General features: G+C 55.5%; 28 protein-coding genes. 14 read left to right on the top strand and 14 right to left on the bottom strand.

Features of this window, described 5'->3' with window-relative positions:
- Window positions 1–64 precede the first annotated feature (64 nt).
- The 4 genes from ACR0L3_RS08885 (at window position 65) to ACR0L3_RS08870 (ending at window position 4340) form a co-directional block, all read left to right on the top strand.
- The gene (locus tag ACR0L3_RS08885; RefSeq protein WP_480745343.1) at window positions 65–1447 is read left to right on the top strand and encodes an aldehyde dehydrogenase family protein; all 1383 of its coding nucleotides are present in this window, start codon (window positions 65–67) and stop codon (window positions 1445–1447) included.
- The gene (locus tag ACR0L3_RS08880; RefSeq protein WP_480745342.1) at window positions 1444–2589 is read left to right on the top strand and encodes an iron-containing alcohol dehydrogenase; all 1146 of its coding nucleotides are present in this window, start codon (window positions 1444–1446) and stop codon (window positions 2587–2589) included. The genes ACR0L3_RS08885 and ACR0L3_RS08880 overlap by 4 nt, the downstream gene beginning before the upstream one ends.
- Before the next feature lie 75 nt (window positions 2590–2664).
- The gene (locus ACR0L3_RS08875) at window positions 2665–3504 is read left to right on the top strand and encodes an EamA family transporter (protein WP_480745341.1); all 840 of its coding nucleotides are present in this window, start codon (window positions 2665–2667) and stop codon (window positions 3502–3504) included.
- A 65-nt stretch (window positions 3505–3569) separates the two neighbouring features.
- A complete protein-coding gene (locus ACR0L3_RS08870) occupies window positions 3570–4340 on the top strand; it encodes an alpha/beta hydrolase (RefSeq protein ID WP_480745340.1) in 771 nt (256 codons plus the stop codon).
- Window positions 4341–4358: 18 nt separating this feature from the next.
- Here ACR0L3_RS08870 and ACR0L3_RS08865 read toward each other — a convergent pair whose 3' ends face one another.
- From ACR0L3_RS08865 to ACR0L3_RS08850, 4 genes are all read right to left on the bottom strand, one after another.
- Window positions 4359–4640, bottom strand: coding sequence for a DUF1496 domain-containing protein (locus ACR0L3_RS08865; RefSeq protein WP_480745339.1), 282 nt, complete (start codon window positions 4638–4640; stop codon window positions 4359–4361).
- 303 nt (window positions 4641–4943) lie between these two features.
- Complete coding sequence (locus tag ACR0L3_RS08860; RefSeq protein WP_480745338.1) at window positions 4944–5819, bottom strand: hypothetical protein; 876 nt, start codon at window positions 5817–5819, stop codon at window positions 4944–4946.
- The gene (parE, locus tag ACR0L3_RS08855) at window positions 5816–7774 is read right to left on the bottom strand and encodes a DNA topoisomerase IV subunit B (protein WP_480745337.1); all 1959 of its coding nucleotides are present in this window, start codon (window positions 7772–7774) and stop codon (window positions 5816–5818) included. The genes ACR0L3_RS08860 and parE overlap by 4 nt, the downstream gene beginning before the upstream one ends.
- 136 nt (window positions 7775–7910) lie before the next feature.
- Complete coding sequence (locus ACR0L3_RS08850; protein WP_480745336.1) at window positions 7911–8744, bottom strand: class I SAM-dependent methyltransferase; 834 nt, start codon at window positions 8742–8744, stop codon at window positions 7911–7913.
- Between the two features lie 124 nt (window positions 8745–8868).
- Between ACR0L3_RS08850 and ACR0L3_RS08845 the strand changes: the two genes are divergently transcribed.
- From ACR0L3_RS08845 to ACR0L3_RS08835, 3 genes are all read left to right on the top strand, one after another.
- Window positions 8869–9477, top strand: a complete 609-nt coding sequence (locus tag ACR0L3_RS08845; protein ID WP_480745335.1) for a carboxymuconolactone decarboxylase family protein — start codon at window positions 8869–8871, stop codon at window positions 9475–9477.
- 291 nt (window positions 9478–9768) lie between these two features.
- On the top strand, window positions 9769–10692 hold the full coding sequence (ppk2, locus tag ACR0L3_RS08840; protein ID WP_480745334.1) for a polyphosphate kinase 2: 924 nt from the start codon (window positions 9769–9771) through the stop codon (window positions 10690–10692).
- Window positions 10693–10786: 94 nt separating this feature from the next.
- Window positions 10787–12151, top strand: a complete 1365-nt coding sequence (locus tag ACR0L3_RS08835) for an MATE family efflux transporter (protein ID WP_480745452.1) — start codon at window positions 10787–10789, stop codon at window positions 12149–12151.
- Between the two features lie 7 nt (window positions 12152–12158).
- On the opposite strand, the gene ACR0L3_RS08830 is transcribed toward ACR0L3_RS08835, so the two are convergent.
- Together ACR0L3_RS08830 and ACR0L3_RS08825 are read right to left on the bottom strand one after the other, a co-directional pair.
- Window positions 12159–12560, bottom strand: a complete 402-nt coding sequence (locus ACR0L3_RS08830) for a hypothetical protein (protein ID WP_480745333.1) — start codon at window positions 12558–12560, stop codon at window positions 12159–12161.
- A gap of 13 nt (window positions 12561–12573) precedes the next feature.
- Window positions 12574–13776 (bottom strand): pyridoxal phosphate-dependent aminotransferase, encoded by a 1203-nt coding sequence (locus tag ACR0L3_RS08825; RefSeq protein ID WP_480745332.1) that lies wholly within the window; start codon window positions 13774–13776, stop codon window positions 12574–12576.
- Between the two features lie 91 nt (window positions 13777–13867).
- On the opposite strand from ACR0L3_RS08825, the gene ACR0L3_RS08820 reads away from it, so the two are divergent.
- From ACR0L3_RS08820 to ACR0L3_RS08810, 3 genes are all read left to right on the top strand, one after another.
- Entirely contained in the window at window positions 13868–14260 is a 393-nt protein-coding gene (locus tag ACR0L3_RS08820) for a helix-turn-helix domain-containing protein (protein ID WP_480745331.1), read from the top strand.
- Complete coding sequence (locus ACR0L3_RS08815; protein ID WP_480745330.1) at window positions 14257–14514, top strand: succinate dehydrogenase assembly factor 2; 258 nt, start codon at window positions 14257–14259, stop codon at window positions 14512–14514. Before ACR0L3_RS08820 ends, ACR0L3_RS08815 begins: the two co-directional genes overlap by 4 nt.
- 78 nt (window positions 14515–14592) lie before the next feature.
- A complete protein-coding gene (locus ACR0L3_RS08810) occupies window positions 14593–15090 on the top strand; it encodes a MarR family winged helix-turn-helix transcriptional regulator (protein ID WP_480745329.1) in 498 nt (165 codons plus the stop codon).
- Here ACR0L3_RS08810 and ACR0L3_RS08805 read toward each other — a convergent pair.
- From ACR0L3_RS08805 to ACR0L3_RS08795, 3 genes are read right to left on the bottom strand one after another with little or no spacing between them, the layout of a single operon-like run.
- Entirely contained in the window at window positions 15037–15801 is a 765-nt protein-coding gene (locus ACR0L3_RS08805) for a DUF1194 domain-containing protein (RefSeq protein WP_480745328.1), read from the bottom strand. The two genes, ACR0L3_RS08810 and ACR0L3_RS08805, sit on opposite strands and share 54 nt — an antisense overlap.
- Window positions 15801–16532, bottom strand: a complete 732-nt coding sequence (locus ACR0L3_RS08800) for a DUF1194 domain-containing protein (protein WP_480745327.1) — start codon at window positions 16530–16532, stop codon at window positions 15801–15803. Before ACR0L3_RS08800 ends, ACR0L3_RS08805 begins: the two co-directional genes overlap by 1 nt.
- Window positions 16499–16927, bottom strand: a complete 429-nt coding sequence (locus ACR0L3_RS08795; RefSeq protein WP_480745326.1) for a VOC family protein — start codon at window positions 16925–16927, stop codon at window positions 16499–16501. Before ACR0L3_RS08795 ends, ACR0L3_RS08800 begins: the two co-directional genes overlap by 34 nt.
- 175 nt (window positions 16928–17102) lie before the next feature.
- Here ACR0L3_RS08795 and thyX point away from each other — a divergent pair, with 175 nt between their 5' ends.
- Entirely contained in the window at window positions 17103–18014 is a 912-nt protein-coding gene (thyX, locus tag ACR0L3_RS08790; protein WP_480745325.1) for an FAD-dependent thymidylate synthase, read from the top strand.
- A gap of 53 nt (window positions 18015–18067) precedes the next feature.
- On the top strand, window positions 18068–18376 hold the full coding sequence (locus ACR0L3_RS08785) for a hypothetical protein (RefSeq protein ID WP_480745324.1): 309 nt from the start codon (window positions 18068–18070) through the stop codon (window positions 18374–18376).
- Window positions 18377–18459: 83 nt separating this feature from the next.
- Here ACR0L3_RS08785 and ACR0L3_RS08780 read toward each other — a convergent pair whose 3' ends face one another.
- Entirely contained in the window at window positions 18460–18666 is a 207-nt protein-coding gene (locus tag ACR0L3_RS08780; protein ID WP_008758035.1) for a cold-shock protein, read from the bottom strand.
- Between the two features lie 216 nt (window positions 18667–18882).
- Here ACR0L3_RS08780 and ACR0L3_RS08775 point away from each other — a divergent pair, with 216 nt between their 5' ends.
- Window positions 18883–19200 carry an ArsC/Spx/MgsR family protein gene (locus tag ACR0L3_RS08775; RefSeq protein WP_480745323.1) on the top strand — a complete coding sequence of 106 codons (318 nt, stop codon included), beginning with the start codon at window positions 18883–18885 and terminating at the stop codon, window positions 19198–19200.
- A 41-nt stretch (window positions 19201–19241) separates the two neighbouring features.
- A complete protein-coding gene (locus ACR0L3_RS08770) occupies window positions 19242–19610 on the top strand; it encodes a hypothetical protein (protein WP_480745322.1) in 369 nt (122 codons plus the stop codon).
- A gap of 1 nt (window position 19611) precedes the next feature.
- On the opposite strand, the gene ACR0L3_RS08765 is transcribed toward ACR0L3_RS08770, so the two are convergent.
- From ACR0L3_RS08765 to ACR0L3_RS08750, 4 genes are all read right to left on the bottom strand, one after another.
- The gene (locus ACR0L3_RS08765; RefSeq protein ID WP_480745321.1) at window positions 19612–20139 is read right to left on the bottom strand and encodes a DoxX family protein; all 528 of its coding nucleotides are present in this window, start codon (window positions 20137–20139) and stop codon (window positions 19612–19614) included.
- Window positions 20136–20897, bottom strand: coding sequence for an HvfC/BufC family peptide modification chaperone (locus ACR0L3_RS08760; protein ID WP_480745320.1), 762 nt, complete (start codon window positions 20895–20897; stop codon window positions 20136–20138). The genes ACR0L3_RS08765 and ACR0L3_RS08760 overlap by 4 nt, the downstream gene beginning before the upstream one ends.
- On the bottom strand, window positions 20894–21751 hold the full coding sequence (gene bufB / locus ACR0L3_RS08755; RefSeq protein WP_480745319.1) for an MNIO family bufferin maturase: 858 nt from the start codon (window positions 21749–21751) through the stop codon (window positions 20894–20896). Before bufB ends, ACR0L3_RS08760 begins: the two co-directional genes overlap by 4 nt.
- A 72-nt stretch (window positions 21752–21823) precedes the next feature.
- Entirely contained in the window at window positions 21824–22111 is a 288-nt protein-coding gene (locus ACR0L3_RS08750) for a BufA1 family periplasmic bufferin-type metallophore (protein WP_480745318.1), read from the bottom strand.
- Window positions 22112–22244: the final 133 nt, after the last annotated feature.

The raw sequence follows: 22244 nt of genomic DNA, 5'->3' as shown, positions 1-22244 counted from the left end.
GCACCCCGGGATAATTTTGGCCAGATGAAGCAGGGATCCTGTTTCTTTCGGAAATGGAGTGACTATGGGACAGATGTTGAAATGTGTCTCGCCGATCGACGGATCGGTTTATGCGGAGCGAGAAGTTCTGTCTCGGGACGCGGCGTTTGACGTTGCAAGCCGTGCGCGAGCAGCGCAAGTAGCATGGGCGGCCCGCCCGTTGCAGGAGCGCATTGATCTTGTGATGGCAGGTGTTGCGGCCATCGGCGCTATGAATGACGAGATCGTGCCGGAACTGGCGCATATGATGGGTCGCCCGGTGCGCTATGGCGGAGAGTTTGGTGGCTTTACCGAGCGTGCCAGCTATATGGCGGAAATCGCAGAGACGTCTCTGGCCGATATTGCTGTTGGTGAAGACGAGACCTTTAAGCGTTACATCAAACGCATTCCGCACGGGGTGGTGTTCGTCGTAGCGCCCTGGAACTACCCCTATATGACTGCGATTAACACAGTGGCGCCGGCGTTGATCGCTGGCAATACAGTCGTCTTGAAACATGCAACGCAAACCCTGTTGGTTGGCGAACGTATGGCGCAGGCTTTCCATGCAGCGGGTGTGCCCGAGGATGTGTTCCAGAACGTTTTCCTGAGCCACGACGTGACAAACGATCTGATCGCAGGCAATGCGTTTGATTTTGTCAACTTCACCGGCTCGGTTGGCGTTGGTCAGGCGATGGAACGCGCGGCGGCGGGCACCTTTACCGGTGTCGGTACCGAACTGGGTGGCAAGGACCCGGGCTATGTCATGGAAGATGCTGATCTGGGCGCTGCGGTCGACACGCTGATCGACGGCGCCATGTTCAACTCGGGTCAGTGCTGTTGTGGGATCGAGCGGATTTATGTCCACGAAAACCTCTACGACGATTTCGTCGCGAAGGCGGTCGAGATTGTGAAGGGCTATAAGCTGGGCAATCCGCTGGATGCCGAGACGACGATCGGCCCGATGGCCAATGTTCGCTTTGCTGACGAAGTGCGCGCCCAGATCGCCGAAGCTTTGGCCGATGGTGCTGTGGCCCATATCGAGACTTTCGCCGAAGATGACGGCGGTGCGTATCTAACTCCGCAGATCCTAACGGATGTCACCCATGACATGCGGGTGATGCGGGACGAAAGCTTTGGCCCGGTGGTGGGCATCATGAAGGTGTCTTCGGATAAAGAAGCCATCGCATTGATGAACGACAGCGAATTTGGCCTGACCGCCAGCCTTTGGACCCGTGACGTAGACCGGGCCGCGCGTGTTGGGGACCAGATCGAAACCGGCACCGTGTTCATGAACCGGGCCGATTATCTGGACCCCGGTCTGTGTTGGACCGGCTGCAAGAATACTGGGCGCGGCGGTGGCCTTTCGGTCATTGGCTTCCACAATCTGACCCGCCCAAAATCCTACCATCTGAAGAAGGTAACATCATGAGCCTTGTTGGAAACTGGTCCTACCCGACCGCAATCAAGTTCGGCGCTGGCCGCATCAAGGAACTGCCCGAAGCCTGCGCGGCGGCTGGGATGAAAAAGCCCCTGCTGGTCACGGATAAGGGGCTGGCCGATCTGCCAATCACAACGGCGACGCTGGACATCATGGAGGCGGCTGGTCTTGGCCGCGGCTTGTTCAGCGATGTGGACCCAAACCCGAATGAGAAAAACCTTGAAGCCGGTGTTGCCGCCTATAACGCGGGCGGCCATGACGGGGTGATCGCGTTTGGCGGCGGCTCGGGGCTTGATCTGGGCAAGATGGTTGCCTTCATGTGCGGTCAAGCGCGCCCGGTTTGGGATTTTGAAGACATCGGTGACTGGTGGACCCGCGCAGATGCTGACGCCATCGCCCCGATCATTGCGGTTCCTACGACTGCCGGGACGGGCTCGGAAGTGGGGCGCGCCAGTGTCATCACCAACTCTGAGACGCATGCAAAGAAGATCATCTTCCATCCCAAGGTCCTGCCGACTGTTGTGATCTGTGACCCGGAACTCACCGTGGGGATGCCCAAGTTCATCACGGCCGGTACCGGTCTGGACGCTTTTGCCCATTGTGTCGAGGCGTTCTCGAGCCCTCACTATCACCCAATGAGCCAGGGCATCGCCTTGGAAGGCATGCGGTTGGTCAAAGAATACCTACCTCGTGCATATGCTGACGGAACAGACATCGAAGCCCGCGCGCATATGATGAGCGCGGCGTCGATGGGCGCGACCTCATTTCAAAAAGGTCTGGGTGCCATTCACGCCATGAGCCACCCAATCGGCGCTGTGTTCAACACCCATCATGGAACCACCAACGCCGTCTGCATGCCAGCTGTGTTAGAGTTCAATGCGCCGGCCATTGCTGATCGTTTTCAGATGGTAGCCGACTATCTAAGCATTGATGGCGGCTTTGATGGCTTCCGTTCCTTCGTGCAAGAATTCAATGATGCGCTAGGTATCCCGCGCAAGTTGTCGGATCTGGGTGTGACCGAGGCTGCGATTCCTGAACTGGTTCAGGGTGCGATTATCGATCCATCTTGTGGCGGCAACCCGATCGAACTCACCGAAGACAACCTGACTACGCTGTTCAAAACCGCGTTGTGATCAGCGATAAGCTGTGTCAACAGCGATACCGGCCCGTTCGGCGGGCCGGTTCTTTATCGGGCAGGAGGGTCAGCAGTGACTGTGTTCGTCATCGTCATTATTCTGACGGCGGCTTTGCTGCACGCGGTTTGGAACGCTATTGTCAAAACCGCCGCTGACCGGACGACCACCCTTGGATTGGTAGCGCTTGGGCATGTCATTCCCGCGTCAGTTATGGTGATGGTCTTGCCGTTGCCCAGTGCTGAGAGCTTTATTTACATCCTGCTGTCGACCGTAGTGCATTTTGGCTATTACTTCATGCTGGGCAAAGCGTATCAGCACGGCGATCTCAGCGTCGTTTACCCGATTGCACGCGGTATTGTTCCCGCGCTGGTGTCGCTCTGGGCGATGCTTTTGGTAGGCGAGGTGCTGCCCTTGCAAGCCTGGGCAGGGATTGCACTGATCGCGCTGGGCATTCAGCTCAGCAGTTGGAGCGCACTCCGTTCAGGTGTGGGGCGGGCTGCGTTAGGGTTTGCGGTTGGTACGGGCTTTTGCATCTCGGTCTATTCGGTGGTTGATGGGATTGGCGTGCGGTTGTCCGGCAATACGCTCAGCTATTGGGCGTGGGGTGCTTTTCTGCATCTGTTCATTGCCGGATTCGTTGGGGTGCGAAAGCGAAACACGTTGGCGGCGCTGCCCGCGAAGGTGTGGATGATCGGCATTCTTGGCGGTCTGGTATCGATGACAGCTTATGGTTTGGTGCTATACGCCAAGAACTTTGCCCCGTTGGGCGCGGTATCGGCCTTGCGGGAAACGTCGGTGATCTTTGCGGCTCTGATCGGCTTTGTGTTTCTGCATGAGGGCAACTGGATGCGGCGGCTGGGTGCTGCGATCCTGATGGCCTTTGGCGTGGCGCTGATTGGATTGGCTGTCTAAGCCAAGACAGCCTTGCTGAAAACGCCCCCGATCTTTCATAGTGGCAAGAGATAGGGAGCGTTTTCATGACCAAAGAGATTGTTTTGATCCACGGGGCGTTTGCGGGTCCGTGGTGTATGGAAGATTACGCCGGCTTCTTTCGTGATCGGGGCTGGACGGTACATACCCCCGCGCTGCGCTATCATGGTGGTGACCCAAAAGCTGACCCCGATCCACGGCTGACCGATACTAGCGTGATGGACTATGCCGATGACATTGCCGATTTCGTGCAGGGGCTGGATGGCAAGCCCGTGCTGCTCGGCCACGCCATCGCGGGTGTTGTGGCGCAGCAGGTGGCGTCGCGTGGTTTGGCCAGCGCCATTGTTCTGATCAACCCGAACGCACCATGGGGCACCTTGCCCGAAACCGACGACGAACGCGCCATTCCGCGCGCGTTGATGGAGGGTGGGGCGTTCTGGAAGCAGCCCATGCGGGTTGAGTTCGACCTGATGGCCCCCTTTGCGCTGAACAAGATGCCCGAGGCGCAGCAGCATGAAGTGTTTGACCGCTTGGGTGCTGAAAGCGGCCGGGCGATGTTTGAGATGTTCTTTTGGATGTTTGACGATCACCACGCGATGAAAGTGGATATCGACAAGGTCGACTGCCCGGTTCTGGTCGTATCGGGCACCGAGGATCGGGCTGTGAACCCTAACACCTGCCGCGCGCTGGCTGACCTGTACGGAGATCGCGCGACCTTTATGCCCGTGAAAGACCACGCGCATTTCCTGTTCATGGAGCCCGGCTGGGAAAAACCCGCCGGACAGATCGCGAACTGGTTGGAAAGGAAGGTGGGCTAGTGTCGCCCACCGCCCGGATCAGTTATTGGTCGAGAAGGTGCTCTGCGGTTTCCATTTGAGCGAGCCGTCGCCTTCGCGATGGCACCGCAGCAGGCGTTCCTGAATCGTGCGGACTGTATCTGTGACGGTGTTGTCACCGACCAGCAGGACAAATGCGTCTTCGGAATAGGCCATGCCGTTATAGTAGCAAAACTTGGTTTCAGCCCCGTCCGGAATAGGGGATGCAAGGCTAAGCGTTTGTTGCGCGCTGGCTTGGCTGGCCAGCAGGGCAAAAGCCAGCCCAAGGGTTAGTGTTTTCATGTCGTCCTCCCGTTCGGATATCCGTTTTTAAAATTGGGTCGTGGACGCTCGGAACCTCAAATGTCGTTCTTAAATGACGGTTTGAGGGTAAGTGTGAACGAGATCAACGGGTTAGGCAAGGGGCGTGTTTGTAGGAAACTTGTAGGGTCATTCCGCGCTGTCCAGGCACTGCTTGATGCAAGGCATCGAACACGCGCTCGACCCGCCCCTCAGGGCGGGCGCGAGTCTTGACTATCAGGTTGTTGGGCGTTAGCTCACTTCGCTGCAACAAGTTTGATGGTGCAGGCACCAATTCGGTGATTGTCAATTTCCTCCGAATTGCTCAAAGTCTTGAAGCATTGTCTCCGCCAAGCCTGAATTCAAGAATTTTTCTGGGTCTTTCAAGATTTGTGCGTCAACAACTTGTTTTTGTTTTTTCGACATAGCGTTCATGATCTTTTGAGCCGATGTTGCTCTATCTTTGAACAGGTTCCATGTCGCGGCGTTTAACAAAGAATCTGGGCGCGGAAACTCACCATCTGAGCAACGAATAAAGCTTTTCCCCAAAATCTGCTTATCATCGCGTACTTTTCCAAAGAAGATGATGGGTCCTAGTTTAACGTAGGAGGCAAGGAAACTACCACTTGGTGTGTAAATTGTATCCCTTTCAACGGATCGTTTTACCCAAGTGTTCCAGTTTGAAGGCAGAGTTGGGTCATCAAAACCATCAAAATAGCCAAGGTGAAGAAAGTACTGACTAAATTCTCCAGGATGCTTGGACGAGCCGATGAGAAATTGTTTCCAGCTTCTCTCTGCTTTAGCTAGGAGACTCAGAGAATATGGATCGTACTTGTTTTCGATACCTCGATATAGCTGAGACTGTACGGTTCGAAGCGCAAGAGAGCAGGCAAAGCGTGAAAGCCAAGAGCCATAGATTTTCGCTATTTCTCTATTTTCAGTAGCGACGTCAAACAGGCGTTCTTTCGCTTTTTGCTCCCATGTTGAAAGTGTTACTTCGCATGCTGAGCAATACAGGTAGTGCTTATCGCCATCCTGAACCCTTTTATTTGGGTTAGCTCCGGCTCGCAAAAATGGAGTTCCACCGGTCTTGATTAACCAGCGAAAAACAAACTTGGGGATAACGTGGCTGCTATGAAGGTTCGCCTCCTGTCCACAAAGCCAACACGCTCCTACCTTCAAACATCCAACTCCTCCACAAACCGCGCGTTCTCCTGAATGTATTGGAACCGCAGTTCGGGTTTTTTGCCCATCAGGCGCTCGACCAAGTCGCCGGTCTCGCCGGGTTCGTCCTCGTCGATGGTGACCCGGATCAATTTCCGGGATTTGGGGTCCATTGTGGTCTCTTTCAGGTCCTTGGCGTCCATTTCGCCCAGACCTTTGAAGCGCGAGACGTCGATCTTGCCCTTGCCGCCCAGACCTTTCTCAAGCCACTCGTCGCGCTCGGCCTCGTCCAGACAATAGACGCGCTTGGCGCCTTGGGTCAGGCGGTAGAGGGGCGGGCAGGCGAGGTAGAGGTGGCCTGCGTCAATCATCGGGCGCATCTGGGTAAAGAAGAACGTCATCAGCAGCGAGGCGATATGCGCCCCGTCCACATCCGCGTCGGTCATGATGATGATCTTGTCATAGCGCAGGTCATCAACGTTGAATTTGGTGCCAAGACCGACACCCAAAGCTTGGGTCAGGTCGTTGATTTCGGCATTGGTGCCCAGTTTCGAACTGGCCGCACCCAGCACGTTCAGAATCTTACCGCGCAGGGGCAGCAGGGCTTGGGTCTTGCGGTCACGGCCCATCTTGGCGGAACCGCCCGCCGAGTCACCCTCGACGATGAATAACTCGGTACCGTCGCGGTTGGTGGCGGAACAATCCACCAGCTTACCGGGCAGGCGCAGTTTCTTGGTCGCCGACTTACGTGCGGTTTCCTTTTCCTGACGGCGGCGCAGACGTTCCTCGGCCCGCAGAATGAGGAAGTCCAGGATGGCGCCAGCAGATTTCGTATCCGCCGCCAGCCAGTTGTCGAAATGGTCGCGGACAGAGTTTTCGACCAGCCGTTGCGCCTCGACCGTCGCAAGGCGGTCTTTGGTCTGGCCCACGAATTCCGGTTCCGAGATGAAGCACGATACAAGCGCGCAGCCGCCGGTGATCAGGTCGTCACGGGTGATCTGACCGGCCTTTTTGTTGTTGATCAGTTCCCCATAGGCCTTGATCCCCTTGAGGACCGCGGCCCAGAAGCCCGCCACATGGGTGCCACCTTCGGGGGTGGGGACGGTGTTACAGTAGGACTGGATGAAACCGTCGCGCGAGGGCGTCCAATTGATCGCCCATTCCACCTTGCCGGGGGTGCCGAATTTCTCGTTAAAGTCCACGGTGCCGGCAAAGGGCTGCTCGGCATAGGTGGAGGAACCGTTCATCGTTTCCTTTAGGTAATCCGAAAGCCCGCCGGGGAAGTGAAAGGTTGCCTCGGTCGGAGTCTCACCGTCGTCGATGGCGGATTTCCAGCGAATCTCGACGCCCGAGAACAGGTAAGCCTTGGAGCGGATCGATTTGAACAGCCGTGCAGGTTTGAATTTGTGGTGGCCGAAAATCTCGGCATCCGCATGGAAGGTGACGGTAGTGCCGCGACGGTTGGGGGCCGCACCGACCTTTTCCACGGGACCCAGAGGAATGCCGCGTGAGAACCGTTGTTCGAACAGTTGTTTGTCGCGCGCCACCTGTACGACCATCGAATCCGACAGTGCGTTGACGACAGAGGCACCCACGCCGTGCAGACCACCCGATGTCTGGTAAGCCTTGCCCGAGAACTTACCACCCGCGTGCAGGGTACACAGGATCACCTCCAACGCAGATTTGTCCGGGAATTTCGGGTGCGGGTCGATCGGAATGCCGCGCCCGTTGTCGCGCACGGTCAAGGCGTAATCCGCGTGCAGTTCAACCTCGATCCGGTTGGCATAACCTGCGACAGCCTCGTCCATCGAGTTATCGAGGATTTCAGCGACCATATGGTGCAGCGCACGTTCATCAGTCCCGCCAATATACATGCCGGGGCGTTTGCGAACGGGTTCCAGACCTTCAAGCACCTCAATCGAAGAGGCGTCGTAAGTGGCGGTTGCGCTGGGCGTCAACAGATCGTCGGGCATATGGGCTGCTCTTATTCTTGGGTTTGGCCCATTATGGCAGGTGATGTGGTCCGGGGGAAGAGGGGCCCGAGGTGTTGTGGGCCTTTGGTTGTTTTCCAATTCGCGAAGAATGAGACCCAGACGGTGTTTTGTCGGGTTATTTAGGTTTTTCAGCCGCTAAGCGCACACCGCCAACCCGATGTTGTTTTACGTCACTTACAAATTTTGCGTACATCTTAAGGAAGTCATCGCCTTTAGACGGGTTGCCCGCGCGTTCAGCCTCGGCATCTAAGGTCTGATACATACTCAGCCGCCGCGCCAGAATTTCGCCCCAAGATTCAGTTACATCATCAACCAAGACGACTTGGAACCCTGACTGCTCAAGCTGGTGTTGGTATTCAGGTATGCTGAGAAGGGATTGGCAGGCGAAGCGTTGCCTGTATTGCTCTATCTCGTCCATGGGCAAAGGTGCGTGCATCACCCAGTCGGTAAAGGCAAAACGGCCGCCAGGGCGCAGAACGCGAAACACCTCGGACAGGGCCTTGGCTTTGTCAGGGATGTGCAAGAAAGACTCCTGACTAACCGCAGCATCGAAACTGTTATCGTCAAACGGCATATCCATTGCGCTGCCTAGAACCGGGTGGATTTGATCTTGCATGCCGACCAGCGTGTTCAGCTCCTTAGCGCCATCGACACGGTTTGGGCTGATATCGATGCCGCTTACGTCGACGCCGCGTTCAGTTGCGAACCAGCGCGCAGGTCCACACAGCCCGGCGCAGACGTCCAGAACGTGGTTGCCGGACTTCATTTGAGTCATGTCCGCCAGCCGGGCATTCGCGTTCAGGCCGTCGTAATGATCCTGATCGTAGGGGTAGAGTTCCTGCGGCTTCATATCCTCAATCGAGCCCCGAATGTTTTTCAACTTTGTTAAAATATGCGGTGCCGAGATCGGGTGGCTGGCATACCAGTCGGCGACAGTTTTTTCCGCCATTTCCATAAGCATCTCCCCCTCTTGCGTTTGGCCAACTTAGCCTGACATGGTGTATTGATCCAGTTTCCCCCAAACCAAAAAGCACGCGAAACTGGGGCTGATAAGGAAATAGGACGGTACCCAAATGAGCTGGATTAAGACTGTTCCCTTCAACGAAGCCACTGGAAAGCTGAAAAAGCTGTACGAGCGCGTCACAGGACCGGGCGGCAATGTGGACAACATAATGATGGCGCATTCCCTGCGTCCGCATTCGATGGAAGGCCATATGGCGCTATACAAGAACGTCCTGCATCATTCGGCCAACAAAATCCCAAAGTGGTTTCTTGAGGTATTGGGTGTCTGGGTGAGTTCGCTGAATCAATGTGGTTATTGTGTTGAGCACCATTTCTGTGGGCTGCAACGCTTGTTGGACGATACGGATCGGGGCAATACGATCCGCAGTGCTATTGAGTCCGGAACACTTAGCGCGGCTCCGTTGGATGAGGCGCAGATCGCGGCGATGCAATACGCAAGGAAGCTGACCGAAGCGCCTGCTGAAATGGTTCAAGCAGATATCCAAGCCCTGCGAGATTCAGGCTGGGAGGACGGGGAGATTCTTGAGATTAATCAGGTCTGCGCGTACTTCGCCTATGCGAACCGAACGGTTCTTGGACTGGGGTGTTCGACCGAAGGCGATATTCTGGGCCTTTCGCCAAATAACTCGGACGATCCTGCAGATTGGGGGCACCGCTAAGCGACCGCGATCAAGTCCAGAATGACCTTGGCGATGATCTCCGGGCGTTGATGGCGCGGCGCGTATTGCGCGTTTAAAAAAGAAAAAAGTTGAAGACATGCGATGCTTAGTCGCCCCAGCTTTGCCGGAAAAAGGATTGGCCATTCAGATCAATGAATTCCGTCTTTATGGTCTGACCTCAGGTCCCAAACATTTTTCGCGTTTCGACAGCCGTCAATTTGACCCGCGTCAAAGCGCGGAAACGTGTCTTCTGCTAGGCGTTCATGCGGATAGTGAAAAAGGAAACTGTGAATGGAAGCCTTGGCGCAAATCGATCAAAAACAACCCTCTGTCAAAATTGTCCCAACACCAAGTCCGGAGCCGTCGCAGCCCAGCTCTGAGCGTATTCGGCAGGCCTTTGAAAGCGGCAAATACCCCTACGGTCGCAAAATGGCACGCAATACGTATGAGGCGCAAAAAGCCCAGTTGCAGGCTGAGTTGTTGAAAGTACAGCTTTGGGCGCAAGAGACGGGTCAGCGGTTTGTGCTGCTATTCGAAGGACGCGATGCGGCGGGTAAAGGCGGCACGATCAAACGGTTCATGGAGCATCTGAATCCCCGCCAAGCGCGCGTTGTGGCACTGAACAAGCCTACTTGGGAAGAGAAGGGGCAGTGGTATTATCAACGCTATATTCAAGAGCTTCCAACGGTCGGCGAAATGGTTTTCTACGATCGCTCTTGGTACAACCGAGCTGGCGTTGAACGGGTCATGGGCTTTTGTTCCCCCAACGAATATCTGGAGTTCATGCGGCAGACGCCCGAGCTGGAACGAATGTTGGTGCGTTCGGGCATTCAGCTTTATAAGTATTGGTTCTCGGTCACACAGTCCGAACAACAGCGTCGGTTCAAAAGCCGCGAAACCGACCCGCTGAAACAGTGGAAACTGTCGCCCATCGATAAAGCAAGTCTTGATAAATGGGATGATTATACCGAGGCCAAAGAGGCAATGTTCTTCTACACTGACACTGCCGATGCGCCTTGGACTATTGTAAAGTCTAATGACAAAAAGCGCGCGCGCCTGAACACAATGCGCCATTTCCTTTCAACACTGGATTACCCAGATAAGAACCACGAAATCATCGGCGAACCTGATCCTTTGATCGTTGGTCAGGCGCATCATGTTATCCACCGATCCGAGCACATAATTGGTAACTCGCTGCACCCAGATGGGCGGTAGCCGAGGGTGCCATTTCACCGGGTGATCGGTCTCATCTTGAAAAATCATTGATCGCCTCTTGTCCCGGCCTTTGGCCGGGCATATGGCTGGTGCAATGAACAAGGTGATGACATATCGCGGCCACTTTCAGGCCATCGCTATTCTGGGTCTGCCATTGATTGGTGGGCACTTGGCACAGTTTGCTATCGGCCTGACCGATACAATAATGCTGGGCTGGTACGGAGTTGAGGCGCTGGCCGCTGTAACTTTGGCTAGTAGCTACTACTTCGTGCTGTTCCTGTTTGGGGCAGGGTTTGGATGGGCCGTGATGCCCATGGTGGCTACCGCCGCGGCAGAAGAGGATGAGACCAGCATCCGCCGTTCGACCCGCATGGGGTTGTGGTTGTCGTTGATCTATGCCGCGTTGATGATGCCGCTGCTTTGGTGGTCGCAACCTATTTTGATTGGGTTGAAACAAGACCCGCAAGTTGCCGAAACTGCGTCGGAATACTTGCGTGTCGCAGGGTGGGGGCTGTTTCCGGCCCTGATCGTGATGGTGTTGAAGTCCTATCTGGCAGCGCTTGAACGAACTCAAATCGTACTTTGGATCACAGTCACCGCCGCAGTGGTTAATGCGGTTACGAATTATGCGCTGATCTTCGGCAATTGGGGCGCGCCCGAATTGGGTGTGATGGGCGCTGCCATAGCGTCAGTCGTGACACAAATCGTGTCTCTGGTCTTCGTGGTGATCTACGCGGTGCGCGTGCTGCCCGAACATAGCTTGTTCCAACGCTTCTGGCGCCCGGATTGGGAGTTCTTTTTCAGCGTATTGCGTTTGGGCGTGCCGATCGGACTTACGACACTGGCCGAGGTCAGCCTGTTTGCAATGTCGGCCATTATGATGGGTTGGCTGGGGCAGGTGCCGCTGGCGGCGCACGGGATTGCGCTGAACTTGGCTTCGGCCACGTTTATGGTGCATCTGGGTTTGTCCAATGCGGCAACGATCCGCGCAGGGAATGCACTGGGCCGGAAGGACCGCCCGCATTTGGAAAAAGGCGCGATTGCCGTGACTGTTATGTCATTAGTGATGTCGTTGCTGACGGTCATCCTGTTCCTGACATGCGCCGAACCGCTGATTTCCCTATTCATGGAGTCAGACGATCCGCAGCGTCCGCAGATTATCGCTATCGGTACCGGTTTGCTTGCCATGGCTGCGCTATTCCAGCTGGTAGATGGGGCGCAGGTGATCGCGCTGGGCCTTTTGCGCGGCTTGCAAGACGCCAAGATTCCGATGGTGATAGCCGGTCTCAGCTATTGGGTCATCGGGATACCGGCGTCGTATTATTTTGGCTTCGTGCAAGGCATGGACGGAATAGGCATCTGGCTTGGCCTTGTTCTGGGCCTTGCCTGCGCTGCTGTCCTGCTGATGGCGCGGTTCTGGCTGCGCTCGGTAAGATTGATCGGAGTGCCAGCGGAATAAGTGGCAGTCAGTCCTTGGTCAGACGATCTGCCTTTTTGCGAACCAGCACGGTGCGCAGATCGTGCATCGCCAGCAGCAATCGGTCGGTGACATCCTCAAGCTGTTCGTCGGACGCCTTGGATTGCGCCCATTGGGTTGTCAGGTTCATGTAGTCGACCGCACGGTGTATATCGTCGATATCGCGCTGGGCCAGCAAGGCTTTACGTTCTGCCATCCAACGGGCGATTTCGGCCTGATCGGCTTCGGTCAGCGTGCGCTGGCCTTGCGGCTTCACCTCGCCATTGCGGATATTGATGACGGCGATCTGATCCATCTCGATCCGCCGCTGGCGGTTCTCGGTGTCGATCCGAAAAACCGCCGCGCCGTTTTCGCGAATACGGAAGTAATACTTGGGCAGCTCGGCGGTCATCGGGGCCTCCGGGTCAGGTCAAGGACGCGCAGAAGCGCTGGATACGAGTGCAAGCTTCAGTCAGAGCTTCGTCTGAAGTCGCGTAGCTGACGCGGAAGTTCGGTGACAGGCCAAAGGCTGCACCGAAAACGACAGCCACGTCCGCCTCTTCCAATAGGGCTGTGGCGAACGCCTCATCCGAGTCGATCAACGTGCCTGCTGGGGTGGTTTTGCCGATCAGACCGGCAATAGAGGGATAGACGTAAAACGCGCCTTCTGGGGTTGGGCACGAGATACCTTCGATCTCGTTCAACATTCTAACGACCAGATCGCGGCGGCGCTTAAACGTTTCGGCATTCGGGGCCAAAAACGCCTGGGTCCCGTTCAAAGCCTCAACTGCCGCCCATTGGCTGACCGAGCAGGGGTTCGACGTGGACTGAGATTGTATCTTGCGCATCGCCGCGATGAGCTCAACCGGACCGGCGGCATACCCAATGCGCCAGCCAGTCATGGCATAGGCTTTTGAGACGCCGTTGCAGGTCAATGTTCGGTCATACAGGTCCGGTTCGACCTCGGCCGGGGTGCAAAACTCGAACCCATCATAGGCGAGGTGTTCATACATATCATCGGACATGATCCAAACATGCGGATGGCGCATCAATACATCGGTCAACGCCTTTAGTTCGGCGCGGCTGTACCCGGCACCGGTCGGATTCGACGGCGAGTTGAAGATGAACCACTTTGTTTTGGGCGTAATCGCGGCCTCAAGCTGGTCGGCGGTCAACTTGAAGCTGTTCTCTAGTGTCGTCTCAACCACGACCGGAGTACCCCCGGCCAATAGCACCATGTCCGGATAGCTGACCCAATACGGCGCCGGGATGATAACCTCATCACCGTCATTCATTGTCGCCATCAGGGCGTTGTACAATGTCTGTTTTCCACCGGTTCCGACCGAAATCTGTGCGGGAGTATAGTCCAACCCATGGTCGCGCTTCATCTTGGCGCACGCCGCCTGTTTCAGCTCAGGTATACCGTCGGGCGCGGTGTATTTGGTCTTGCCCGCTGCGATGGCCGCAACCGCTGCGTCTTTGATGTTTTGAGGCGTATCAAAATCTGGCTCGCCCGCGCTTAGGCCGATCACGTCGCGCCCGGCGGCTTTGAGTTCGGCTGCCTTGGCCGTCATCGCGATCGTAGGCGATGGTTTTACGCGTGACAGTGTCGCAGACAGGAAACTCATGGTCGACCTCGGTTTGTATGTTCAACTCGTCTGTCATAGGGTGCGCCCGAAAGACGATCAAGCAGTATGAATAGACGAATTGGAGACCCCGATGGATGACGAAAAAGACTGGTTTGGGCCAGAGGCAGCGACATTCGGGGATCGATTGGCTGGCGCGCGTGAAGCGGCGGGGATGACACAGGCCCAACTGGCACGGCGGCTCGGCATCAAAAAGGCAACCGTCGTAGCTTGGGAAAATGATCTCTCGGAACCGCGTGCCAACCGTTTGTCGATGATGGCTGGAATGATCAATGTCTCAATCATGTGGTTGCTGACAGGTGAGGGCGAAGGTATGGAGGCCCCCGTCGACGAAGGCGAGGTCAATATTGAATTGGCGGATGCGGTGGCAGAACTGCGTGCCATCCGCGGTGAGATGCGCGCCAGCGCTGAACGGGCCGCGCGACTTGAGAAAAAACTGCGATTGATGTTGGAGCAGGGAAATTGACCGAAACACGCGAGGTCAGGATCAAACGCATGCAGATGCGTTCGATGCGCCGTGGGATAAAAGAAATGGATTTGATCCTTTCCGCCTACGCCGAGCGCAATCTGTCGAGCATGGATGCGACCGGTCTTGATCTGTTCGACGCGCTGCTGCACGAAAACGATCAGGACCTATATCAGTGGGTCACCGGGCAGGTTCAACCGCCCGAAGTTTTTGCGAAACTAATCGAAAATATCGCGCAAACATTTCAAAATTAAAGATAAAGCCCGCTTAACCGATTATTCGGAATTTCGATTCATGCTGCTTGAAGCAGCGCGACTGAATCGGAGGATCGGATGAGTATGGAAATGCAGGTCTCCGCGCCGGACACCAAGGGGTTTATGACCAGCTATCTTGAGGCGCTTGCCCTGGTTGAGCGGTTGCACCGTCTATTGCTGGACGTGATTAAGGACGAGTTTGAGCGTGTGGGCGTGCTTGAAATCAACGCGGTTCAGGCATTGTTGCTGTTCAATATTGGCGATCATGAAGTAACGGCGGGCGAGTTGAAAAGCCGTGGTTATTATCAAGGCAGTAATGTCAGCTATAATCTGAAAAGGTTGGTGGACATGGGCTATATGCATCACCAGCGGTGCGAGATCGACCGACGGTCGGTACGGGTCAGGTTGACGCCACGTGGTCGAGAGATACGCGATATAGTGGCTGAATTGTTTTCTCGCCACGCAGAAGGTTTGCAGACCCGTGGTGTGTTGGGTTTGGAAGGGATCGACGACATCACCACCTCATTGCGGCGGGTTGAACGCTATTGGACCGATCAGATTCGTTACATCTATTGATTGGGGGCGACTGTCAGACAAAACCAGCCCTTCGAGCTCGCGTATCAGTTTTCTTGTCATGGCCTCTTCATAGGCGTCAAAGCCCAAAGCAACCTCGACAAATGCGTCAGCACCCAAGATAACCCAAGCATTGTAGTAAGCGGACAATTCGCCAATCTGAATATAACGTTTGTCACTATGGCTTGAGTCGTCAGTTCCAATCACCAGCCCGTTAATGGTGATACTCACGTCTTGCAGCGCATTCTTGGCTTTTCGTGGGTGGGGGCCAAGATTGTGTTTTCCATCACCGGAAAGATCAAGGGTCCGTGTCCAGCACTCAGTCTGCTGTGATAGCAACTCAGCCCCGAACAGCATGGCCGAACCGACTGCAGTGCCTTGTGGGGCAGAGCCGCGCTTAGTGCTTTTCAACAGGTTTGCAATTTTTTCGATGTCACTAACAGATTGAATCTCCATCCAGTTCAACAGCATGCGTTGGTGGCCGGGTTCGCTCCATTCGAAAACAGCCAAGCGTATCGGTGCAGAGATTTCGGCCAAGATCAATTGGGTGACTTCGGGCTGTTGTAATGCCGCTGCCAAGCCCTCCAATTGCAGACGGTATTCGTTGCTGTCCACTGAGCCTGACACGTCCAACCCGAGCGCCAGCGCTTGACGACACTCAGCCGCGACGGGTCCGGTAACTATTGAGAGGGCAATTGCCAGAAGCCGCATCATCACTGAACGGTTTCCTGAAGCGCACCAATTTGCAAACCCGTCAATTCTCGTTCCAACTTGCGCCGCATCGCGCGCTCGAAATCTTTAAATCCTTGCGCAACCTCAAGAAAAGCGCCGGGACCATGGAGAACGTTGTTTTCGAAAAAGGGGATTAGGTACAGCTCGCCCTCAAAATCTGCAGCATTTATGACCAATCCGTTGACCACGACGTTTTGAAACGGAAAATGCCGGTAAGCCGAGTCAGGTCCGTATCCGTCATTATTTGTCCCATCTCCGGACAGGTCGATAGTTTGGAAAAGACAAGACGGTGATCGCTGCATTAGCATCGATCCAAAGGCGAGCGCGTGCCCCATGGCCGTTGCAGACCCACTGTCGGACCGGACCGACTTTTTTACGGTCAACGCCGCTGCCAGTAAATCGGACTGCGTACGGATCATCGTCCAGTCCAAGATAACGCGCTGTGATGTGCGACCGCTCCATTCATAGACGGCCACGGCCACAGGCATCGGCGAAGAAAAGAACGCCTCGCTCACCTCGGGCGCTGTCAGCGCAGTTGCCAGCCCTTGTCGCTGAAGCGCGTCTTCAGTGCTGTCTACCGAAGTCGATACATCGATAGCCAGTGCTAGGGCCAGGCGGCATGTCTCGGCCTTAAGCGGGCTGACCATCCCGATCAGCCCCAATACTGCCAGCCAGCGGATCACCAGTGGCCGGTACTTTCCATACTGGCCCATGGCTCGGCCGGCTCCAGCGCTTCGCCGTTTTGCAGTAATTCGACTGAGATATTGTCCGGTGAGCGGATGAATGCCATGCGGCCGTCGCGGGGCGGGCGATTGATCACAACGCCGTTGTCCTGAAGGTGCTGGCAAATTTCATAGATGTTATCGACACCATAAGCCAAATGTCCGAAGTGGCGGCTGTCGCTTGGTAGGGCATCATCGCCATCCCAATTATGGGTCAACTCGATCGGTCGGTCCTCTTGGCCTGGAGGTGCCATAAAGATCAGTGAAAACCGCCCGTTCTCGCTGTCATAGCGGCGCGTTTCCTTCAGGCCCAGCAGCTCATAAAATGCTTTGGATTTCTCCAGATCCTTCACGCGGACCATGGTGTGAAGATATCTCAGACCCATTGTGGCTTCCTTTCTGTTCTGGTGATTGTCAGCAGCTTAGCGCGCGGTTCCGGCGTGTCGAGGGGCCGGGCGGACACAATTTGGAATTTGCGCGATTGCGCGCACATATCGCGGTTCCGATCAGTAAGATGTCGAGATATAGTAGTAGGCGACTCATTGCTGGAAAGGAAATTTCATGCCGCTGTCCTCTGACCAACTGGCCGAGATCGAAGCGCAAAGGGCGCAATCGCATCCAACACGCCGCGTTGTGGCTGCGGGAATGGAAGAACACCTGTACACTGCGCATCAGGTTTTGGACCACGGATTTGTTCGCGTCATTGACTATATGGGCGATGACGCAGCGATCTGCCAAGCTGCGAGAGTGTCTTATGGCAAGGGGACCAAGTCGGTTCAGAATGACGAAGGCCTGATCCGTTATTTGATGCGTCATTGGCACTCAACCCCATTTGAGATGTGCGAGATCAAACTGCATGTAAAACTGCCCGTTTTCGTGGCCCGTCAATGGATTCGCCACCGCACGGCGAATGTGAACGAATACTCGGCGCGCTATTCTATCTTGGATCGTGAGTTTTATATTCCAGCGCCCGATCACGTCGCCGCACAGTCCGAGGTGAACAACCAAGGTCGGGGTGATGCGTTGCAAGGGGAAGAGGCCGCCCGCGTTCTGGAAATGCTCAAGGCAGATAGCGCAAGATGCTATGACAATTACGAGGCAATGATCAGCCAAGACGGCCAACAAGGCTTGGCACGCGAACTGGCACGGATGAACCTGCCTGCGAACGTCTACACGCAATGGTACTGGAAGGTGGACCTGCACAATCTGTTCCACTTCCTGCGCTTGCGGGCTGATCCACACGCTCAGTACGAAATCCGCGTGTATGCCGATACCATGTGCAAGATTGTGGCCGACTGGGTGCCCTTCGCCTACAAGGCGTTCGAGGATTACCGACTGGGCGCGGTCAATCTGTCGGCACAGATGGTCGACAGTCTGCGTAGGATGCTGGCGGGCGAGACGGTCACTCAGGAAAACTCAGGCATGACCAAACGGGAATGGCGCGAATTTGAAGCGGTCATTCGCGAAAGCTGAAAACGCACATCACTTGTCTATACAGGTCGTCGTGAAGCTGTTACATTTGCTTCATGACCTTTTCCGTCTTAACCCGAACGACTTGCGTGCTTGTGGCTCTGGCCCAACCCGCCGTCGCCAAGTCTCCGATTGCTGAAGTGATCTGTGAACCAACGCAGCGCATGCACGACAAGCTCGAAAGACAATTCGGCTCGGAAAGGGCAGCGACTGGCATGCGCGGGCCAGAGCAGGTGATGGAGGTTTGGACCAGCAAATCGGGCGATTGGACCATGGTGGTGACCTACGCCACTGGTACGTCATGCATTGTAGCGATGGGACAAGACTGGTTCACTCATGCCAAGGACGACCCGGCGCGAGGGTAAGGCTTTAAAACCTTTGGAAATCGGTCAACGGCCGGAAATTGGCCGTTGGCCTGTTTTGGTATCCCGCGCAACGCGGGGCAGTATCATAACGGTTTCAAATCGGCTGCCATTTGGCGGCCGTCACGTCCGTCTTGCAGCTCGTACGAGACTTTCTGATTGTCAGCGAGTCCGGTCAGACCGGACCGTTCAACGGCCGAGATATGAACAAATACGTCCTTGCCACCTTCATCAGGGGCAATAAACCCGTAGCCTTTCGTGGTATTAAACCATTTCACGGTGCCAGTTGGCATTTCCCGTGTCTCCTTCTACTTACACGTTGTCCCACTTAATTAGTGGGGGTAGTGATTGACGCCGCCGCAAAACATCACTGTATCGCCCACACGATACAGCCCGATTTGCGTGTTTCGTCTTTTTCAACATTGCACGGTGAAGTAAAAAATCAAGAATTACCGAAGCAGACCGGCAAATTTGCCGAAAATTGAACCAGATACAGGATACTGCCTCATATGCACCTATATGGCCTGAAGAACTGTGATACCTGCCGCAAGGCATTGAAATCACTTCCGGATATCGAATTTTTCGACGTTCGGGTCGATGGTGTTCCGAATTCGGTGCTGACGCGGGCGTTTGAAACCTTCGGCAATGCTTTGCTCAATACCCGGTCGACAACGTGGCGTGGTCTAAACGAAAAGCAGCGTTTGCGACCCGCGCTTGAGCTGTTAGCCGATCACCCAACGTTGATGAAACGCCCTCTGATCGAGCAAAACGGAACGCTTTTTCTGGGCTGGACGGCAGAAACGAAGGCGGGGCTTGGCGTGGTGTGAGCTGGTGCTTATGTCAAAGAACGCAAGCTAGAGGGTTTTAGATGCGCAACGCAGCAATGATTCTGGGCGTGATTGCCGGTTTGATCGGGATGATCGTAGGTTTTTTCGGTTATGGATATGTCGAACTAATCGACCGGTATGGAGAGATAGAAGGACTGGCTGAACAGGTCGATAACGCTCAGGTCATTCAAGCTGCTTCGATCATCGCCCCGTTGCTGGCAGTTGCCGGGGGCGCGATGGCGCATGCAAGGGCGTTGGTCGGTGGGGTGTTGTTGCTAGTCTCAGCAGCCGGGATGTATTACGCCTTTGGTTTCAACGTGTTCACTATGTTCCCGGTGGCGTTTGCGGCCGTGGCGGGCCTCCTTGGGCTGGCCGCGGGTAAACCGGACGAGCCCAAGGCGCATTTCTAGATCATTTGATGCGCAGGACACGATCCAGCGACAATGGGCCTGCGCCATTGATGACGATCACCAAAAACAAGAAGGTCCAAAGCGTCCGATCATCCAGCAAGCTGACGGCATTGGTAAAGTAGCTGCCAAGCTCGGTGCCGTGTCCATTGACGTCAACGATTGTCTGAACCCAGACAAAAATAGCCATACCCATGGCCGAGATCCGCGACAACAACCCAACAACGATCAACGCGGGCAGAATAAACTCGGCCCATGTGCCAACCGTAGCGATGAGCCAGTACATGAAACCCAGTTGCGAGCTGTCATAGCTTACGGCCTCCATCGCCTTGGGGAAGATTTGCACATAAGCACCGTCGGACGGGGACAGAAAGCCGAAGAACCCGCTGCCCAGTTTAGTCTTGGCAGAGTTCCAGTAATACACCAGCAACGTCGCCGCAAAGACCAGCCGGGCCAAGGTCGGTGTCAGCCAGCCGGAGGTCATTTCCAACCGTCCCAGGGTGTTGTTGTGCAATGAGATCAGGGCAGTCATGTTGCCAGCCTTTCGATAGTCACAGAGTTGATTGCGCCGCCTTGCAACAGCAACGCCAGAGTGGCCCCAAGGTCAAATTCGGGGAATTGAGACGTCGTTTCTTCAAATGCGTCTCCAATTGTTTGCCCGGCCCGCAGGCCCGCGATCCAATGTGCGCCGCCTTGCGGCAGCAGATGCGGAGCCGGATCATAGTCCGGTCGGGTGATTAAGGTGTCCTCAGCGCCGGATTCCGGCTTGGGAGCGCTGTTTTCGGTGTTAAACCGCCAGATTGAGAATACCGGCCAGTCCGATTTCAGTACCTGCACTGAGGGTACAAAACCCAGCCGCGCCCGCATAATGTCTTCCGGTGGGATTGCCAGCGCATCAGCCGGGACGGCTTCGCTATCGCCGGCGTGGTAGGATCGGCGCAGGGCCAATTCCAGCCGCGCGACATCCGGCAGGTAGCCGAGATGCGAGAGCTGTTCCATGCTGGCAAGAAAGTTGGGGAATTCTTCACCATAGAACATCATCAACGGAGATGAGGGAGGATGTTTCCGCAGAAATATCCCGGCCAAACCGTCCATGTTCTGCGCGCCCAGCAGCTTGGTTATGACCGGAAAGGCCTGATGCATCGCTTCAGTCAGGGACACTGCAACGTTGTTGCGATACACACTGAACCGGCGCCCGGCGGGCTGAGCATCTGCATCCAGCAGCCCCTCGGGGATTTCTGCCGAAGGGTCAAGCAGCGCTGCGTGGAACTTGGTTTGTGACACGCTCATGCCGGGACGCGGTCCAGAGCCGCCTGTGCGCGGTCAGCTTCTGCGCGCAGAACGGGCCAATCGGGCACATCCGTGTCCCATTCAACCAGCAACGGTTTCGGTCCCGATTTATCCAGCACGTAATCTAGCAGTGCCCAAACCGGATCAACCACCTCGCGCCCGTGGCTATCGATGAGCAGAGGGTGCCCATGGTCATCCTGATCTTCGTCATGACCGCCGAGGTGAATCTCGCCTACCTTGTCCAGCGGATAAGCGTCGATATAGCTTTGAGGTGAGAAATCCAGATTGGTTGCCGACACAAAAACATTGTTCACATCCAGCAACAGACCACAGCCTGTGCGAACTGCGATCTCACGCAGGAAATCAGGCTCGGACCATGTGCTTTCTTCAAACGCCAGATAGCTTGAGGGATTTTCAAGCAACATTTGCCGCCCGACAGTGTCTTGCACCTGATCGATATGCTCACAAATGCGGGTGAGCGTGATGTCGGTATAGGGCAGGGGCAGCAGGTCGTTCAAAAAGTGGCTCTCATGGGTCGACCAAGCTAAATGTTCGGAAAAACTGGCTGGTTCCAACCAGCCGACAAGATGTTTTAGCCTTGCCAGATGATCTGAGTCTAACTGGCCTTCGCCACCGATGGAAAGGCCAACACCATGGACCGAGATTGGAAACTGTTCTGACAAGTGCCGCAGCTGCGCCAGTGGTCGCCCGCCATCACCCATGTAGTTCTCAGCATGAATTTCCAGCCATGATACCGGGTGCGCATTGTCCAATATCTGAGCAAAGTGCTGGGGTTTATAGCCAACACCCGGCGCGGCAGGCAGTTTGTTCGATCTGTTCGTGTTGTCCAACATGAGCGCGCTCTCCGGTAACGAAAAAGAGGCGGGCGATATGGCCCGCCCCTTCGGTTCTTGGATTGCTCAGTCTTATGCTGGCAGATCGCGTTCCAGCGGCTCGAGCGAGCCTTTGCGGTTGTCTGGCAGTTCGATATCCGAGCAGGTGCCCGCGTCGACCAGAGTCCAGGCGTTGCCTTGATAATCTACGGTTGAGGTGCCCGCACAGGTGGTGCCGGGACCAGCGGCACAGTCGTTTTGACCGGCCAGCGATACGCCATAGCATTTCTCTTTGGCTTGTGCGGTAGCTGTGGTTGCTGCGCCCGAAACGGCGGCTGCGACTGCGCTTGCGATAACCAGTGTTTTAGCGGTGTTCGACATCTCGGTAATCCCTTTTGATGACTGCGTATGTCTGCTTGTGACAATGACAAAGGTAGTGCTTGCGGGACTGCAGTTGAATTCACGAGCCCGTGTCTCACAACCCCGTCAGGACAAGTCATGTCCTCTTGCAGGT

The sequence above is a fragment of the Ruegeria sp. CK1 genome (assembly GCF_056536545.1).
Note: the sequence above shows the minus strand (reverse complement) of the source record. Positions and strands in the feature narration are given on the sequence as shown.

Excerpts from the sequence above, each read along its gene's own strand:
- ACR0L3_RS08885 (WP_480745343.1), top strand. The coding sequence starts at position 65 with ATGGGACAGATGTTGAAATGTGTCTCGCCGATCGACGGATCGGTTTAT.
- ACR0L3_RS08880 (WP_480745342.1), top strand. The coding sequence starts at position 1,444 with ATGAGCCTTGTTGGAAACTGGTCCTACCCGACCGCAATCAAGTTCGGC.
- ACR0L3_RS08870 (WP_480745340.1), top strand. The coding sequence starts at position 3,570 with ATGACCAAAGAGATTGTTTTGATCCACGGGGCGTTTGCGGGTCCGTGG.
- ACR0L3_RS08865 (WP_480745339.1), bottom strand. The coding sequence starts at position 4,640 with ATGAAAACACTAACCCTTGGGCTGGCTTTTGCCCTGCTGGCCAGCCAA.
- parE (WP_480745337.1), bottom strand. The coding sequence starts at position 7,774 with ATGCCCGACGATCTGTTGACGCCCAGCGCAACCGCCACTTACGACGCC.
- ACR0L3_RS08850 (WP_480745336.1), bottom strand. The coding sequence starts at position 8,744 with ATGGCGGAAAAAACTGTCGCCGACTGGTATGCCAGCCACCCGATCTCG.
- ACR0L3_RS08845 (WP_480745335.1), top strand. The coding sequence starts at position 8,869 with ATGAGCTGGATTAAGACTGTTCCCTTCAACGAAGCCACTGGAAAGCTG.
- ppk2 (WP_480745334.1), top strand. The coding sequence starts at position 9,769 with ATGGAAGCCTTGGCGCAAATCGATCAAAAACAACCCTCTGTCAAAATT.
- ACR0L3_RS08835 (WP_480745452.1), top strand. The coding sequence starts at position 10,787 with ATGAACAAGGTGATGACATATCGCGGCCACTTTCAGGCCATCGCTATT.
- ACR0L3_RS08830 (WP_480745333.1), bottom strand. The coding sequence starts at position 12,560 with ATGACCGCCGAGCTGCCCAAGTATTACTTCCGTATTCGCGAAAACGGC.
- ACR0L3_RS08825 (WP_480745332.1), bottom strand. The coding sequence starts at position 13,776 with ATGAGTTTCCTGTCTGCGACACTGTCACGCGTAAAACCATCGCCTACG.
- ACR0L3_RS08820 (WP_480745331.1), top strand. The coding sequence starts at position 13,868 with ATGGATGACGAAAAAGACTGGTTTGGGCCAGAGGCAGCGACATTCGGG.
- ACR0L3_RS08810 (WP_480745329.1), top strand. The coding sequence starts at position 14,593 with ATGAGTATGGAAATGCAGGTCTCCGCGCCGGACACCAAGGGGTTTATG.
- ACR0L3_RS08805 (WP_480745328.1), bottom strand. The coding sequence starts at position 15,801 with ATGATGCGGCTTCTGGCAATTGCCCTCTCAATAGTTACCGGACCCGTC.
- ACR0L3_RS08800 (WP_480745327.1), bottom strand. The coding sequence starts at position 16,532 with ATGGGCCAGTATGGAAAGTACCGGCCACTGGTGATCCGCTGGCTGGCA.
- ACR0L3_RS08795 (WP_480745326.1), bottom strand. The coding sequence starts at position 16,927 with ATGGGTCTGAGATATCTTCACACCATGGTCCGCGTGAAGGATCTGGAG.
- thyX (WP_480745325.1), top strand. The coding sequence starts at position 17,103 with ATGCCGCTGTCCTCTGACCAACTGGCCGAGATCGAAGCGCAAAGGGCG.
- ACR0L3_RS08785 (WP_480745324.1), top strand. The coding sequence starts at position 18,068 with ATGACCTTTTCCGTCTTAACCCGAACGACTTGCGTGCTTGTGGCTCTG.
- ACR0L3_RS08780 (WP_008758035.1), bottom strand. The coding sequence starts at position 18,666 with ATGCCAACTGGCACCGTGAAATGGTTTAATACCACGAAAGGCTACGGG.
- ACR0L3_RS08775 (WP_480745323.1), top strand. The coding sequence starts at position 18,883 with ATGCACCTATATGGCCTGAAGAACTGTGATACCTGCCGCAAGGCATTG.
- ACR0L3_RS08770 (WP_480745322.1), top strand. The coding sequence starts at position 19,242 with ATGCGCAACGCAGCAATGATTCTGGGCGTGATTGCCGGTTTGATCGGG.
- ACR0L3_RS08765 (WP_480745321.1), bottom strand. The coding sequence starts at position 20,139 with ATGACTGCCCTGATCTCATTGCACAACAACACCCTGGGACGGTTGGAA.
- ACR0L3_RS08760 (WP_480745320.1), bottom strand. The coding sequence starts at position 20,897 with ATGAGCGTGTCACAAACCAAGTTCCACGCAGCGCTGCTTGACCCTTCG.
- bufB (WP_480745319.1), bottom strand. The coding sequence starts at position 21,751 with ATGTTGGACAACACGAACAGATCGAACAAACTGCCTGCCGCGCCGGGT.
- ACR0L3_RS08750 (WP_480745318.1), bottom strand. The coding sequence starts at position 22,111 with ATGTCGAACACCGCTAAAACACTGGTTATCGCAAGCGCAGTCGCAGCC.